The sequence below is a fragment of the Snodgrassella sp. W8135 genome (assembly GCF_016101225.1).
In the GTDB taxonomy this organism is placed as follows: Bacteria; Pseudomonadota; Gammaproteobacteria; order Burkholderiales; family Neisseriaceae; genus Snodgrassella; species Snodgrassella alvi.
In genome coordinates this window covers 1-14,401 of sequence record NZ_JACFQX010000007.1, presented here as the reverse complement: position 1 = coordinate 14,401, position 14,401 = coordinate 1, and the positions used below count along the sequence as shown (strand labels likewise).

The following is a 14,401-nucleotide window of genomic DNA, read 5'->3' as shown; positions in this document are numbered from 1 at the left end:
AGGTTGAGATAGCTGAAATAAAAGTTCCCATTTTTTTAAATTTATCGATCGCTGTTAAACATCTAATGGCAAACTGACAGAAAGAATGATCATGACCAAACCAGCAAAATACAAACGTGTATTATTGAAATTATCCGGAGAGTCCCTGATGGGGCCGGATGCTTTTGGTATCAATCGCGATACCATTATGCAAATCACTGCACAGGTTAAAGAAGTGGTCGATATGGGTGTAGAAGTGGCTATTGTTATTGGCGGCGGTAACATTTTTCGCGGAATGGCGCAATCAGCCAAAGGCATGGAACGTGCTACCGCCGATTACATGGGCATGATGGCTACGGTGATGAATGCACTGGCTCTGAAAGAAGCATTTGAAAGTCAGCAGGTTAAAGCCAGAGTGCAGTCAGCACTGAGTATGCAGCAGGTAGCAGAAACTTATGCACGCCCGAAAGCGATCCAGTATCTGGAAGAGGGTAAAGTGGTGATTTTTGCAGCAGGAACCGGCAATCCGTTTTTTACTACAGATACCGCAGCAAGTTTACGTGGAGTAGAAATGAATTGTGATATTATGTTAAAGGCAACCAATGTTGATGGGGTTTATACTGCTGATCCTAAAACCAACCCTGAGGCCAAACGTTATCAGCAAATTACTTTTGATGAGGCAATTAGCCAGAATCTGAAAGTAATGGATGCCACGGCATTTGCTTTATGCCGTGAACAGAAACTGAATATTGTGGTATTCGGCATCTTCAAACCGGGAGCACTTAAACGGGTTATCTGGGGTGAAGATGAAGGTACATTAGTCCATGTATAAACATCAGACTGCTTAACTAAACTTGTGGTGACGCGTATAACTGCGTTAGTATGCGCGTTTGCCATTTTCTGACAGCAAAAATTTGAGAAAATTGAAATAAATGCTGTCAGGTCAGACAGGAATATTCATGATTAACGAAATTCAACGCACTGCTGAAACCAAAATGCAGAAATCACTGGATGTATTGCGCGATAATCTGTCTAAAGTTCGTACAGGGCGCGCTCATACCGGTTTACTAGATCAGGTTGAGGTAGAATATTACGGAAGCATGGTATCTGTTAGTCAGGTTGCCAGTGTAACCTTGCTGGATGCTCGCACCATCGGGGTGAAACCCTATGAAAGTAAAATGGCTGCTGTTATCGAAAAGGCTATTCGTAACTCAAATCTTAGCCTGAATCCGGCTGCAATGGGTGATCTGATTCGCGTACCCATGCCAATGCTTACCGAAGAGCGACGCAAAGATCTGATTAAAGTAGTCCGTGGTGAAGCTGAAGATGGTCGGGTAGTCGTGCGTAATATACGACGTGATGCCAATAATGACCTCAAACGTCTGCATAAAGACAAAGAAATCAGTGAAGACGAAGTTCGTCGCGGTGAAGAAGGTATTCAGAAGCTTACTGATAAATACATTGCTGAAATTGATAAGATGCTGGCAACTAAAGAAGCCGATCTGATGGCAATCTGAACTATATAATTGCAGTAAAGGATGTATTTTGATTACTAGTAGTACTCAGAGTGTGCCCGAACATACCGAAATTCCGAGGCATATTGCCGTTATTATGGACGGTAACGGACGTTGGGCTAAAAAACGTCTGATGCCACGGATTATGGGGCATAAAAAAGGGCTGGAAATGCTGGAAGAAATGACAGCAAACTGCGCACGTATGGGTGTGGAGTATCTGACAGTCTTTGCTTTTTCTACTGAAAACTGGCGTCGTCCTATGGACGAAGTTAATTTTCTGATGGGGCTGTTTTTGCAGTCATTGCAAAAACGGGTACAAAAATTGCATAAAAATAATCTGCGTCTGCGTGTCATTGGTGATCGCAGCCGTTTTGCAGCAGAAATCGTACACGGGATTGAAGAAGCAGAAGCATTGACAGCAGCCAATACCGGGCTAACTCTGACTATAGCTGCTGATTATGGTGGTCGCTGGGATATTTTGCAGGCGGTTAATCAGGCTATTCAGGCCGGAGATACCAAACTGACTGAAACCAGCATCCTGCCATATCTGTCACTTGGTTATGCTCCCGAACCGGATTTATTTATCCGTACAGGCGGCGAAACCCGTATCAGTAATTTTCTTCTATGGCAACTGGCTTATACCGAGTTATATTTTACGCCAGTTCTGTGGCCGGATTTTGATGAATCTCAGCTGGCTAATGCTGTACGTTCCTATCAGGAACGGGAGAGACGGTTTGGCAGAACCTCGGAGCAGTTGCCACTTACCCAACAGCGACTCTAAATTTATTTATGCTCAAACAACGTATTCTTACTGCTCTGGTTTTACTGCCCTTAATGATAGGTATGTTGTTCGGGGCTAACAACAGTTTATGGGCTGCATTTAGCGGTCTGATTGCCTTACTGGCTTTATGGGAATATGCCCGTATTGCCCATTTCACGAACATACAGAATGCCCTCTATCTGCTGGTCAGCGCAGTAGGCGGTGGATGTCTTTATTTTTATTATCAGCAGACGGCATTACCACTCTGGGCACAGATAATGGTTTTGCTGTTCTGGCTGATTATCGTACCAGTCTGGTTAAAATTTAAATGGAAGATCAGAGCCAACTTGTTTGGTGTCATGATTGGCTGGCTATTAATGGTGCCCTTCTGGCAGGCATTAATTTCTTTGCGGCCGGATACTAAAGCTGCCGGTGCTCTTTTATCGATCATGGCATTAGTGTGGATTGCCGATATTGCTGCCTATTTTGTCGGAAGGGCTGTAGGTAAACGTAAACTGGCTCCAACTATCAGTCCGAATAAAAGCTGGGAAGGTGCTATTGGTGCGGTTATTTGTGTTGCTATCTATACAATTGTCCTGCAACAGCAAGGCTGGTTACCGGTTATTCTACCTTGGTGGCAAACCCTGTGTCTGGCTTTTGTTCTGACTGCAGTCAGTATCTGCGGTGATTTGCTGGAAAGCTGGTTAAAGCGTGCCGGTGGTGTAAAAGACAGCAGCCAGCTTTTACCCGGACATGGTGGTGTGTTTGATCGGATAGATTCCCTGATTGCTGTACTGAGTGTTTATGCCGCCTTGATAGCCTGTTTTAGTGTAAAGTGATTTTTTGATGAGTGGTTATAATCCTACTTCTATAACTATTCTGGGAGCGACTGGCAGCATTGGTCAGAGTACTCTTGATGTTATTGGGCGCCATCCTGAACGGTTTTCTGTTTTTGCGTTAACCGCACACCAGAAAATTGATCGTCTGGCAGAACTGTGTATTCGTTATCATCCAGTTTACGCTGTGGTTGCCACCGCTGCGCAGGCGGATGTTCTGCGAGTACAATTACAGACTGCTGCTGTTACTACAGAGGTTTTATTTGGAGAACAGGCTCTGTGCGATGTTGCACAGGATAGTGAAACTGATGCTGTCATGGCTGCTATTGTCGGTGCCGCCGGCTTAAGACCTACGTTAGCAGCAGCGAAAGCCGGTAAGACTATTTATCTGGCAAATAAAGAAACCCTGGTAGTCGCCGGTGCCTTATTTATGCAGACTGTTCAGCAGTACGGTGCACGGCTGTTACCTGTAGATAGTGAGCATAATGCTATTTTTCAGGCATTACCTGATAATTATCAGGGAAATTTGGAGCATGTTGGCGTAGCATCGCTGGTTTTAACGGCATCAGGTGGTCCTTTTCTGCACACCGCACTGGCAGATTTTGTGGCTATTACCCCAGAGGCTGCAATACGCCATCCAAACTGGCAGATGGGTCGCAAAATTTCTGTTGATTCAGCTAGTATGATGAATAAGGGCCTTGAGTTAATTGAGGCTCACTGGTTATTTAATGCTGCTGCTGAACAGCTGGAAGTGATTATTCATCCGCAAAGTGTGATACACAGCATGGTTCGTTACCGAGATGGTTCTGTACTGGCTCAAATGGGTAAACCGGATATGCGTATTCCGATTGCACATTGTCTGGGCTTACCAGACAGAATTGATTCAGGGGTTGAACAGCTGGATTTTACCAGTTTAAGTGGTTTACACTTTTTGGCACCGGATTTCGTACGTTTTCCATGCTTGAAACTGGCTTATGATGTATTACACAGCAATAATCCGGCCAGTTCATGTGTGCTGAATGCAGCTAATGAAGTTGCCGTAGCTGCCTTTCTGGACAGAAACATTCAGTTTGTTGATATAGCGTCAGTAGTTGATAACTGTCTGCAATATTTTAGCGGGCAAACTGCGTCTTCTATAGAAGAACTCTTGCAACTTGATACACGGGTGCGTAGTGTAGCAAGTGCATGGATAGCTGGCCGGTCTGCCGGATGAGAACAGGATAAACCATGTTATTAACCATATTTGCTTTTATTGTAGCAATTTTACTGCTGGTAAGCTTGCACGAATTAGGCCATCTGGTTGTGGCTCGCTGGTGTGGTGTTAAAGTACTGCGTTTTAGTATTGGTTTTGGTAAACCATTTTTTTGTTTAAAACGCGGCAATATCGAATGGTGTCTGGCACCCATCCCTCTCGGGGGGTATGTCAAAATGGTTGATACCCGTGAAGGAGATGTCAGTGAAGCTGATTTACCTTATGCTTTTGATAAGCAGCATCCTCTTAAACGTATTGCAATCGTTGTTGCCGGTCCGTTGACGAACCTGATATTAGCTGTACTGCTGTATGCAGCAAGTTTCAGCATAGGTGGTATTACTCAAATTCGCCCCTGGGTGGGTATGGTTGAGCCAGCTACAGTAGCTGCTGATGCAGGTTTTCAGCAAGGCGACCGTATCAATAGTGTTAACGGACAGGCTGTCACAGACTGGACGGATGCTCAGGCTAAAATTATGCTTAATCTGGATAGCGGCAAAGTTCAGGTTGATGTTATCAATGCAGCCGGACAACCGCAGCAGCGGCAACTGAATATTGCCGGTACCGATGCTGCTGCTAATGTTGCCAAAACCGGTTATCTGGGTATTGCACCTTTCAAAGTCGTTAATCAGATAGGTATGGTTATACCGGATAGTGTCGCAGCTAAAGCTGGTCTGCGTACAGGTGATATTTTATTGACCATTAATGGACGCAAACTTACTGGCTGGCAGGATTGGGTAGACAGTATCCGGGCCAGTGCTGGTGCAAAACTTGACATTAGTTATCAGCGAAACGGACAGATTCTGCAAACTAGCCTGCGACCGGAATCAGTGCTTGAAAAGGGAGCAATTATTGGTCAGGTTGGTGTAGGTGCCATGCGTGATAAAACATGGGATGCCCAGATTCGCCAGCATTATCAGCCTGGTTTTTTTGAATCCGCACGATTGGCTATGCAACGCACGTGGGATTACATTACACTTACTCTTTCCATGTTTGCTAAATTACTTACTGGTCAGGCATCGCTGCATTATCTTTCCGGTCCATTGACTATTGCAGATGTGGCTGGCAAAACTGCTGCTATGGGCTGGCAAAGTTATACAGAATTTCTAGCTCTGGTTAGCGTAAGTCTTGGCGTACTCAATTTATTACCCGTTCCCGTATTAGACGGGGGGCATTTACTGTATTATGCCATCGAGTGGATTCGTGGCAGACCCCTGAGTTTGCGTATACAGGAAATGGGGTTGCGTTTTGGTATTGCTGCCATGTTAATGTTAATGTTGGTAGCTTTCTTCAATGATATTACCCGTTTGTTTGGATGAATGATGAAATTAAAACAGATTACTGTCAGTTTAATGGCTCTGGGCCTGTCTTCACTGGCTTTAGCAGTCGAACCGTTTACCATAAAAGACATTCGGGTAGAGGGTTTACAGCGTACAGCTCCCACAACTGTTTTCAGTTACCTTCCGGTTAAAATTGGTGATACTTTTACCGATACGGAGGGTGAAGAGATTATCAAAAAACTGTATGCAACAGGTTTTTTTGATGATGTACGGGTTGAAACCATGGGTAATCAGGTCCTGTTAACTGTAGTGGAACGGCCAATTATCAGCAGCTTTGATGTTACCGGCGGTAAATCCATCAATAATAATGATATTAAGAAAAACCTGAGTGGTTTTGGTCTGGGGCAATCACGCGTATTTAATCCGGCTATATTAGAGCAGGCAATAGTAGGCTTGCAGGACGCCTATCGCCAGCGTGGTAAAAATGCGGTAAAAATTACTCCCAAGGTTACTAGGCTGGAACGTAATCGTGTTGCACTTGAGCTGAAAATAGATGAAGGTGCAACGACAACCATCAAATCAATTAATTTTAGTGGTAATAAACACTATTCTGCCCATACTTTGCGTAAACAGATGTCATTAAGCCAGAAAAGCTGGACAAGCTGGTTAACTAGGGATGATCGTTATTCAGATACCCAGTTACAACAGGATCTGGATAAAATCAATAATTATTATCAGGATCATGGGTATCTGAATTTCCGTATTGCTGATGTTAAAGTAAACAGCAGTGAAGATAATACTGCTCAGATGATTAACATCACAGTAAATGAAGGCGAACGCTATCGCTGGGGTAATGTAACTGTTGGCGGTGATACCCGTGAAGTACCCGCAGAATCATTACAGCAATTGGTTAAAATCAAACAGGGAAGATGGTATAACCGCTCACAGATGATTAATATCATCAGAGCAATTCAGGACAAAATGGGTAGCTCAGGTTATGCTTTCTGTCAGGTAGATGTTCGCCCTGTACCCAATGAAAATACACATGTTGTCGATTTTGTACTAAACGTCGTTCCTGATCGTAAAGTCTATGTTAATCAGATCAATATTACAGGTAACAACAAAACCCGTGATGAGGTACTACGGCGTGAATTGCGGCAAATGGAACGCGCTCCCTATGATGTATCGAAAATTAACCGTTCCAAAGAGCGTGTTCAGCAATTAGGCTATTTTGATAATGCTCAAGTAGATGTTAAGCCTGTAGCAGGTACACCAGATCAGGTTGATCTGGATATGAGTGTCAAAGAGAGATCAACCGGTTCTATTAATGTTGGTGCCGGTTGGGCGCAGGATGACGGTTTGCTGCTGTCAGCAGGTATTGCACAGGATAATTTGTTTGGTACTGGTAAATCGGCTAGTCTGCAACTATCCCGCTCCAAGGTTAATCAGGTTGCGGCTCTTTCCTTTACAGATCCGTATTTCACTCCTGATGGTGTCAGTCTAGGGTATAACCTGTACTATCGTGGTTATAACCCCAGCAAATCAGACAGTAACTCAATGGACTATAAAACCACGACCATTGGTGCAGCAATGACCATGGGCGTACCGATTACCGAGTATGACCGAGTTAATTTCAGTCTTGGTGCAGAGCATCTGGCCGTTAATTTGTATGGCGAATATGCGCCGCAGCGTTATGCTGAATTTGTTCAGAAATATGGTAAGGATAACTGGATATTAAAAGGTACTGTCGGCTGGGGTCGTAATACCACAGACAGTTCATTATGGCCTACTCGCGGCTACATAATGAATGCTAATATTAACAGTGGTTTACCCGGCGGCGATTTACAATATTACAGCATTAGTCATGACCAGCGCTGGTATTTCCCGATAAATAAAAACTTTACCCTTATGCTATATGGACAGCTTGGTTATGCGGATGGCTATGGAAAAACCAAGGATTTGCCATTTATGTATGCTTTTAATGGCGGTGGTTTAGGTTCAGTACGTGGTTATGAGTCTGGTACACTTGGTCCGAAATACTTTAACCGATACAGTGACGGTTCATATAGTAGTGATTCCAGCAGTTATGGTGGTAATTATATTGCTACTGCAACTGCAGAACTGCTGTTCCCGTTTCCGGGAATTAAAGATCAGCATACTGTCCGCCTCAGCATGTTTGCAGATGCCGGTAGTGTGTGGGATAACAAAACTTATAACTATTATGATGAAAAAAATCCTTATGGCGGCTCCAAAACACATAAATCAAGTATTGGTAACGAAGTACGTTATTCTGCTGGTTTAGCCGTTACTTGGTTGTCACCTATGGGACCACTGAAATTCAGTTATGCTTATCCAATTCATAAAAAATCGGAAGATCAAATACAACGCTTCCAGTTCCAGTTGGGAACTACGTTCTAATCGCAGCTAGATAAGGACAAATTTATGTTTAAAAAAATTGTTTTAACATTTGCTGCTGTACTTTCCTGCTCTTTTGCATGGGCAGAAAGCATACAAAAGCTCGGTTTTATTGATACCAGCCGTGTTTATCAGCAATCTGTTCAGGCTCAGTCTATTCAGAAAGATCTTGATAAAGAATTTGCGCCGTTGCAGAAAAAACTGCAAGCCATGCAAGCTGAAGGGCTGAAACTAAAAGAAGCAATTGAATCAGGGAAAGTTCCGGCGGCCGAGCGTGAAGCAAAAATAAAACAAATGCTGCAAATGGATGAACAATATAAAGAAGCAGCTGCAAAACTGGCAGAAGATTACAACCTGCGTCGTAATGAAGAATTTGCCTCACTTCAGCAAAATGCCAATAAAGTTATTATCGAAATGGCACGAAAAGAAGGATATGATTTGATCATACAAGATGCCATATTTGTTAACAGTAAATTTGATATCACTGATGCTGTTATTAAAGCATTAAATGCACAAAAACAGTAAGGCAGAAATATGGCTGTAAACCAGATAACCGCTGCCGCTTTAGTTGAACAGCTGGGCGGACAATTGCGTGGCAGTGATGTCATTATTACCAGAATTACTTCATTACAACAGGCGCAAGCAAACGATATCAGCTTTCTCAGTAATCCGCGTTTGCGTGCAGAAGCATTGGCCAGTAAGGCTGGGGTACTGATTGTTACCGAAAAATCTGCCGAAGTTTTAACTGATCGTACACTGATTGTTACTGATGATCCTTATCTCTACTTTGCCCAAGTTGCCCGTTTGTTTCATCCTCGCATTCAGGCTAAAGCATCTATCCATCCCAGTGCAGTAGTTGCACCATCTGCAAAAATTGCAGCCAGTTGCGAAATTGGTGCTCATGTTGTTATTGGTGAGCGCTGTATCATTGGTGAAAACACACGCATTCTGGCTGGCGCTGTTATTGAAGATGATTGTACGGTGGGTAATGACTGTGTTATTCATGCTAATGTAACCATTTATCATGGTTGTATACTGGGTAACCGGGTAGAACTGCATTCAGGATGTGTTATTGGTGCTGATGGGTTCGGTTTTGCATGGGACAAACAGAAAAATGAATGGTTTAAAATTGTTCAGACCGGTTGCGTGATTCTTGGCGATGATGTCGAAATTGGAGCCAACACCACAATTGACCGCGGAGCAATTGAAAACACCATCATAGAAAATGATGCCAAAATTGATAATCAGGTGATGATTGGCCATAACGGCAAAATCGGTGCTCATGTAGCTATTGTAGCCTGTACAGGCATTGCCGGTAGTACAGAAGTTGGTGCTTATTCAGTTATCGGCGGTGCAGCAATGATTGGTGGTCATTTACACATTCCGCCGAAAACAACTATTGGTGCTGCTACAGCTGTCAGTCACAGTATTAAGGAAAGCGGATACTATGCTTCTATTTTTCCGTTACAAAAACATAGTGACTGGGTAAAAAATGCTGCCCATATTCGTCATTTACATGAAATGAGTCAAAAAATAAAAGCCTTGGAACATCAATTAGCCGAATTAAACGGCAATTCATCAAACCAACAGGATTAAAGCAATGGATTGGTCTTTACCTTTAGATATTCGTACCCTGCAGAAATTATTACCTCATCGTTATCCGTTTTTACTGATTGATCGTGTTATCGCTTACGACAGTGAAGCCATGACTTTGAGTGCAATTAAAAATGTCACAGCTAATGAACCTTTTTTTCTTGGTCATTTTCCTGATTTTCCGGTTATGCCTGGTGTGTTGATTATTGAAGCTATGGCACAGGCATGTGGAACACTGGCTATTTTAAGTCATGGTGGTCGTGACGATGATGAAATTTATTTTTTTGTAGGCATCGATAATGCCCGTTTCAAGCGTCAGGTTGTTCCCGGCGATCAGCTGAAATTCGAAGTTAAATTATTGGCAAACAAACGTGATATCGGTAAATTCAAGGCTGTTGCTTTAGTAGATAATCAGGTTGCGGCAGAAGCTGAAATCATGTGTGCCAAACGCAAGGTAGAAAAATAAAAAATACATCACTAAAAATATTAATCATCTATGATTAAACTAGTCGTTAACCACGACAGCAGGAAATATACATGACGCAGATTCATCCCACAGCCATTATTGATCCCAAAGCAGAACTCGATAGTAGCGTATCTGTGGGAGCCTATACCATAATCGGTGCAAACGTGCAGATTGGAGCTAATACCGATATCGGACCGCATGTTGTTATTGACGGGCACACTACTATTGGTGAAGGCAATCGAATTTTTCAGTTTGCTTCACTGGGAGCAATCCCACAGGATAAAAAATACCATGGGGAACCAACAAGACTTATTATTGGTAACCATAACACCATCCGTGAATTTACCACCTTCAATACGGGTACCGTTACCGGTATTGGTGAAACTCGTATAGGTGATGATAACTGGATAATGGCTTATGTTCATTTGGCTCATGACTGTGTTGTCGGCAATCATACAGTTTTTGCCAACAATGCATCGCTTGCAGGACACGTTGTTATCGGTGACTATGTAATACTGGGCGGTTTCTCACTTGTACATCAATTTTGTCAAATTGGCGATTATGCTATGACAGCTTTTGCTGCCGGTGTGCATAAAGATGTGCCCCCGTATGTTATGGCTGCTGGTTATCGTGCCGAGCCAGCCGGACTTAACACTGAAGGTTTACGCCGGCACCAATTTGCATCAGAACAAATTGCCAACATCAAACGTCTGTATAAAATTCTTTACCGCCAGGGATTGGCTTATGCTGATGCTAAAGCCAGAATTATTGCTGAAGCAGATTCAGCACCTGAATTACATGTGTTTAAAGAATTTTTTGCACAATCAACACGTGGCATTATTCGTTAGATCAGGCGAAATACAACAGGTAGATAATCAAAAATTAATCTACCTGTTTTACTTTTAAAGATAGAAATCTAAATACAGATATTTAATAGATGGATTATTTAATAATCTAGAAAATTTTTACATGAAATTTACTACATAACAATATCTAAATTTTACAAGTTATTTTAATAAGTACCTCAGAAAAATCTGCTGAATAATAAACTCTGTTATTCCATAACTCTGGAAAGCAATATTGATATATTGCTTTTATTAATACTTATATCGTGAAAATTTCATTATAAATATAAAAGGGAGAATCAATCGTTTGAATGGTTATAAATATATTTTTTGAAATATTGGACATCATCAGTTCAGCACTTTTCTAAAAACAAATAAAAAAGAAAAGGGCGGTGATAAAAGACTAAGGAAAAAATGACATCATGTAGATTTTATTAGTGCCTATATTATCGATTATATGAATAGTCTCCACTCAGTAATATGATATTCCTTCCCACTAGAAATAATATACGCAACTATATTGATATCAGTAATTATGAATAATTATTTAATACGCGCAAACGGATACAAAAATAGTTTAAGTATATAATTATGATGTCAAATTTTATTGTAGTATTATTTAATTAATTATATTGCAATAACAATAATCTATTAAAAAATGGACTTTCCTCGACAGAAAGTCCATTTAATAGAATTATATTGAGATATTTAATTTACGATTTATCTTCCGTAACAAAGCCAACTTTTACCAAACCTGCATCCCGAGCAGCGGCTAATACCTGAGCAACATGATCATAAGCAACGTGTTTATCAGCAGCTATCGCCAGTACTAGTTCTGGATCTGCCTGAGCCTTCAGATGTAAATCATTTTTTAGTTGAGTTAGGGAAAGTGTTTGTTCGCCTAATTTATATTGCCCGTCAGCACCAATCGATAAGCGTAATGGAGATTTTGGTTCTGTTTGCTCCGTAGGATTAGCGGTGGTAGGTAAAGTTAACGGGATAGAATGAGTTAATACTGGCATCGTAATCATAAAGACAATCAAGAGTACCAGCATTACATCAACCAGCGGCGTTACATTAATATCAGCTGATTCATGTACCTCATCATCACTGAAATGACCGAATGCCATCACTATTCCTCATTATTTAATAATTGTGCATGTAAATCATGAGCAAAACCATCAAGATCACGACTTAAATTTTTCTTGCTGCGTACCAGACCATTGTAAAACAGTAAAGCTGGAATCGCTGCAAATAAACCTATGGCAGTAGAAATTAATGCCTCACCTATAGGACCAGCTACAGCAGCAATACTCATCTGTCCGCTATGACCAATATTAATTAAAGCATGATAAATACCCCATACAGTCCCAAATAATCCGATAAATGGAGCACTTGAACTTATTGATGCCAATACAGTCAGTCCACTCTCATAGTGGCGCATAATCTGTTCCATACTATTACGAATCTGACTGGTAAGGTAGCGGTTAAAGGGCATGGCCGCAGCCAAAGAGTGATTAGCTTTATTATGATAAAGCTTACTTGCGTGTAATGCATCACGAGTCAGTAAAGCCACCGGTGAATGGTTTTCAGCCAGTTCATGTTGCAATTGAACCAGATTCTCAGCTGTCTCAAAGCAATTTAAAGCTATGCGATTATCCCGCCTTGCGCACCATAAACTCCAGCATCGAACCAAAGCAATAATCCAGGTTATAATGCTCATCAAGACAAGAATAGCCAGAACAGTTAGCAAAATCCAACCGCTTTGAGCATAAATTGAAGCAATATTACCATCCATAAGAATAATTACCTTCAAAGTTAATAATGATTTAACTAAATCATTTAAAATACAAAAATTACATTACTTATCGTTATTTTTTATCAATCTGATATTTTGAATTTTATATTAAACTGATAGTTATAAGAGATTGGAATACCACCGCGCGTAGCTGGTTTAAAACGATATCTCAGTATTGCCTGCTTAGCAGCCCGGTCAAGACGGCTATAGCCACTACTTTTACTTATAGTGACATTAAGTGCTTTTCCGTCTGCACCTACATAAACCTTTATACCCACCACACCTTCTTCCCCATTACTCCGAGCGTCATACGGATAATCCGGGTTTAATGTAGCCAGATAACCTCCCTGATATTCTTTTGGCACAACTAAGCTACCAGCAGACTGATCACTGCTGTTTTTACCATTTGCAGATTTGGAATCTGATTTTCCGCCAGTATTTGCAGAAGTAGCATCTGGAACATTGTTGCTAGGTGCAGGCGCTATTGGCGATGATTTTGCTACTGCAGGTATCAGCTTCGGTTCATCCTCTTTGGGTGGAGTAACTTTAAATTGACTTTGTACTTTGCTAGTTGCTACAGGTTTTATCACAGTTTTTTCAGGTAGCACTTTTCTAGGCGGTGTTTTTACCGTCTGTTTATGCACAACATGATGTTGAGATTCGGGTTGTTGAGGAACATCGTCAGCAATCTTGCCAGCCATATCCGAGCTTATGCCTAAATCAACAAAATTCAGTGCTTGTATATTATTATCAACTTTAATCTGCTGTTCATTAAATGCTATTGTCCAAAATAAAATAGCATGCACGCCCAGCACTAGAATAACAATTAAAAAATTGACTTTGCGTTGGTTTTCCATATCATTGCATGATAATAGAAACCATTATTATTTGCAATATAACTTAACACTAAAACATAAGACTGCGTTAATCAGTCAGATTGAGCAATTTATAAGCTTGTTAAAGCATAAACAGATCGTATTTAAAGCTTTAATACACCTATATACAATTATCAAAACAATATAATTATGACTTGATTCTATACTTAATATTTAAAAACAAAATATAAGATTAATTAAAATAGAAAATTATCTGATTATCGGAATTATATTAGAACTATTAATTTAAGGTAACAGAAAAACCGCTTTATCTTTATATATATCTGTATCTCTAAATTTAGCTAATACAATTCGACAAAATCAAAATATAAAAAATTGCAGCAGACTAAAGTTAGAAAAATAGCTATAGGACACATCTATAGAGTATAGAGTTCATAAAGTACAAGATAAAAGTTAAGTTAATTATTTAATTGATATATTTTAACAACAAAAAACTTTACTGGAACTCTATATAGAAACGATAGCCTTAAATATAACTAAATTAAATTTGGTTTAATCAATAAAGCCAGAGTCGAAGTAGTCCACAATAATTTAAAGTGAGCATATACATATAAAAGTGCCAAATACAAATATAAGAAGAGTCATCTAGTCACAAGTAAAAGGAAATAGAGGCTATAAACAAGTCAACATCCCAATCGGCAGATAGTGGAGTCAAATAAAACCGCAAAACTGAGTCAAAGGAGCAAAAAATAAACTCAGGAAAAACAGTTGAATGAGGAGGAAGTCAAAAATAAATGCAGGCAGGAGTTGACAGGGGATTTGTGGAGGCG

Annotated in this window: 14 protein-coding genes; 11 read left to right on the top strand and 3 right to left on the bottom strand. The window is 40.8% G+C overall.

Translation table 11 applies throughout. The features are described 5' to 3' along the window. Positions 1–91 precede the first annotated feature (91 nt). The 11 genes from pyrH (at position 92) to lpxA (ending at position 10,940) form a co-directional block, all read left to right on the top strand. Positions 92–811, top strand: a complete 720-nt coding sequence (gene pyrH, locus H3T75_RS10285) for a UMP kinase (RefSeq protein WP_025329696.1) — start codon at positions 92–94, stop codon at positions 809–811. A gap of 127 nt (positions 812–938) precedes the next feature. Further along, positions 939–1,496 (top strand): ribosome recycling factor, encoded by a 558-nt coding sequence (frr, locus tag H3T75_RS10280; RefSeq protein WP_198211672.1) that lies wholly within the window; start codon positions 939–941, stop codon positions 1,494–1,496. A 31-nt stretch (positions 1,497–1,527) separates the two neighbouring features. Further along, positions 1,528–2,274 carry an isoprenyl transferase gene (locus H3T75_RS10275; protein ID WP_084550617.1) on the top strand — a complete coding sequence of 249 codons (747 nt, stop codon included), beginning with the start codon at positions 1,528–1,530 and terminating at the stop codon, positions 2,272–2,274. An 8-nt stretch (positions 2,275–2,282) separates the two neighbouring features. After that, on the top strand, positions 2,283–3,092 hold the full coding sequence (locus H3T75_RS10270) for a phosphatidate cytidylyltransferase (RefSeq protein WP_084550549.1): 810 nt from the start codon (positions 2,283–2,285) through the stop codon (positions 3,090–3,092). Positions 3,093–3,099: 7 nt separating this feature from the next. Next, positions 3,100–4,302: a 1-deoxy-D-xylulose-5-phosphate reductoisomerase gene (gene ispC, locus H3T75_RS10265; protein WP_198211671.1), complete on the top strand. Its 1,203-nt coding sequence runs from the start codon at positions 3,100–3,102 to the stop codon at positions 4,300–4,302. A 14-nt stretch (positions 4,303–4,316) separates the two neighbouring features. Beyond that, entirely contained in the window at positions 4,317–5,657 is a 1,341-nt protein-coding gene (rseP, locus tag H3T75_RS10260; protein WP_078474544.1) for an RIP metalloprotease RseP, read from the top strand. 3 nt (positions 5,658–5,660) lie between these two features. Beyond that, positions 5,661–8,036 carry an outer membrane protein assembly factor BamA gene (gene bamA / locus H3T75_RS10255; protein WP_198211670.1) on the top strand — a complete coding sequence of 792 codons (2,376 nt, stop codon included), beginning with the start codon at positions 5,661–5,663 and terminating at the stop codon, positions 8,034–8,036. A 24-nt stretch (positions 8,037–8,060) separates the two neighbouring features. Beyond that, the gene (locus tag H3T75_RS10250) at positions 8,061–8,558 is read left to right on the top strand and encodes an OmpH family outer membrane protein (protein ID WP_084550540.1); all 498 of its coding nucleotides are present in this window, start codon (positions 8,061–8,063) and stop codon (positions 8,556–8,558) included. 9 nt (positions 8,559–8,567) lie between these two features. Continuing rightward, the gene (gene lpxD, locus H3T75_RS10245) at positions 8,568–9,629 is read left to right on the top strand and encodes a UDP-3-O-(3-hydroxymyristoyl)glucosamine N-acyltransferase (protein WP_198211669.1); all 1,062 of its coding nucleotides are present in this window, start codon (positions 8,568–8,570) and stop codon (positions 9,627–9,629) included. Positions 9,630–9,633: 4 nt separating this feature from the next. Then, entirely contained in the window at positions 9,634–10,092 is a 459-nt protein-coding gene (gene fabZ / locus H3T75_RS10240; protein ID WP_025329705.1) for a 3-hydroxyacyl-ACP dehydratase FabZ, read from the top strand. Between the two features lie 71 nt (positions 10,093–10,163). Continuing rightward, a complete protein-coding gene (gene lpxA, locus H3T75_RS10235) occupies positions 10,164–10,940 on the top strand; it encodes an acyl-ACP--UDP-N-acetylglucosamine O-acyltransferase (RefSeq protein WP_078474541.1) in 777 nt (258 codons plus the stop codon). Positions 10,941–11,650: 710 nt separating this feature from the next. On the opposite strand, the gene H3T75_RS10230 is transcribed toward lpxA, so the two are convergent. From H3T75_RS10230 to H3T75_RS10220, 3 genes are all read right to left on the bottom strand, one after another. Next, positions 11,651–12,067 carry a biopolymer transporter ExbD gene (locus H3T75_RS10230; protein ID WP_025329707.1) on the bottom strand — a complete coding sequence of 139 codons (417 nt, stop codon included), beginning with the start codon at positions 12,065–12,067 and terminating at the stop codon, positions 11,651–11,653. Positions 12,068–12,069: 2 nt separating this feature from the next. Continuing rightward, positions 12,070–12,735: a MotA/TolQ/ExbB proton channel family protein gene (locus H3T75_RS10225; RefSeq protein ID WP_198211668.1), complete on the bottom strand. Its 666-nt coding sequence runs from the start codon at positions 12,733–12,735 to the stop codon at positions 12,070–12,072. An 83-nt stretch (positions 12,736–12,818) separates the two neighbouring features. Continuing rightward, positions 12,819–13,592, bottom strand: a complete 774-nt coding sequence (locus H3T75_RS10220) for an energy transducer TonB (RefSeq protein ID WP_198211667.1) — start codon at positions 13,590–13,592, stop codon at positions 12,819–12,821. Positions 13,593–14,401: the final 809 nt, after the last annotated feature.

Bases quoted from the DNA above. Each gene is read 5' to 3' on its own strand.
- lpxD (WP_198211669.1), top strand. From the start codon at position 8,568: ATGGCTGTAAACCAGATAACCGCTGCCGCTTTAGTTGAACAGCTGGGC.
- H3T75_RS10225 (WP_198211668.1), bottom strand. From the start codon at position 12,735: ATGGATGGTAATATTGCTTCAATTTATGCTCAAAGCGGTTGGATTTTG.
- rseP (WP_078474544.1), top strand. From the start codon at position 4,317: ATGTTATTAACCATATTTGCTTTTATTGTAGCAATTTTACTGCTGGTA.
- H3T75_RS10220 (WP_198211667.1), bottom strand. From the start codon at position 13,592: ATGGAAAACCAACGCAAAGTCAATTTTTTAATTGTTATTCTAGTGCTG.
- H3T75_RS10230 (WP_025329707.1), bottom strand. From the start codon at position 12,067: ATGGCATTCGGTCATTTCAGTGATGATGAGGTACATGAATCAGCTGAT.
- bamA (WP_198211670.1), top strand. From the start codon at position 5,661: ATGAAATTAAAACAGATTACTGTCAGTTTAATGGCTCTGGGCCTGTCT.
- ispC (WP_198211671.1), top strand. From the start codon at position 3,100: ATGAGTGGTTATAATCCTACTTCTATAACTATTCTGGGAGCGACTGGC.
- pyrH (WP_025329696.1), top strand. From the start codon at position 92: ATGACCAAACCAGCAAAATACAAACGTGTATTATTGAAATTATCCGGA.
- H3T75_RS10250 (WP_084550540.1), top strand. From the start codon at position 8,061: ATGTTTAAAAAAATTGTTTTAACATTTGCTGCTGTACTTTCCTGCTCT.
- H3T75_RS10270 (WP_084550549.1), top strand. From the start codon at position 2,283: ATGCTCAAACAACGTATTCTTACTGCTCTGGTTTTACTGCCCTTAATG.
- frr (WP_198211672.1), top strand. From the start codon at position 939: ATGATTAACGAAATTCAACGCACTGCTGAAACCAAAATGCAGAAATCA.
- lpxA (WP_078474541.1), top strand. From the start codon at position 10,164: ATGACGCAGATTCATCCCACAGCCATTATTGATCCCAAAGCAGAACTC.
- fabZ (WP_025329705.1), top strand. From the start codon at position 9,634: ATGGATTGGTCTTTACCTTTAGATATTCGTACCCTGCAGAAATTATTA.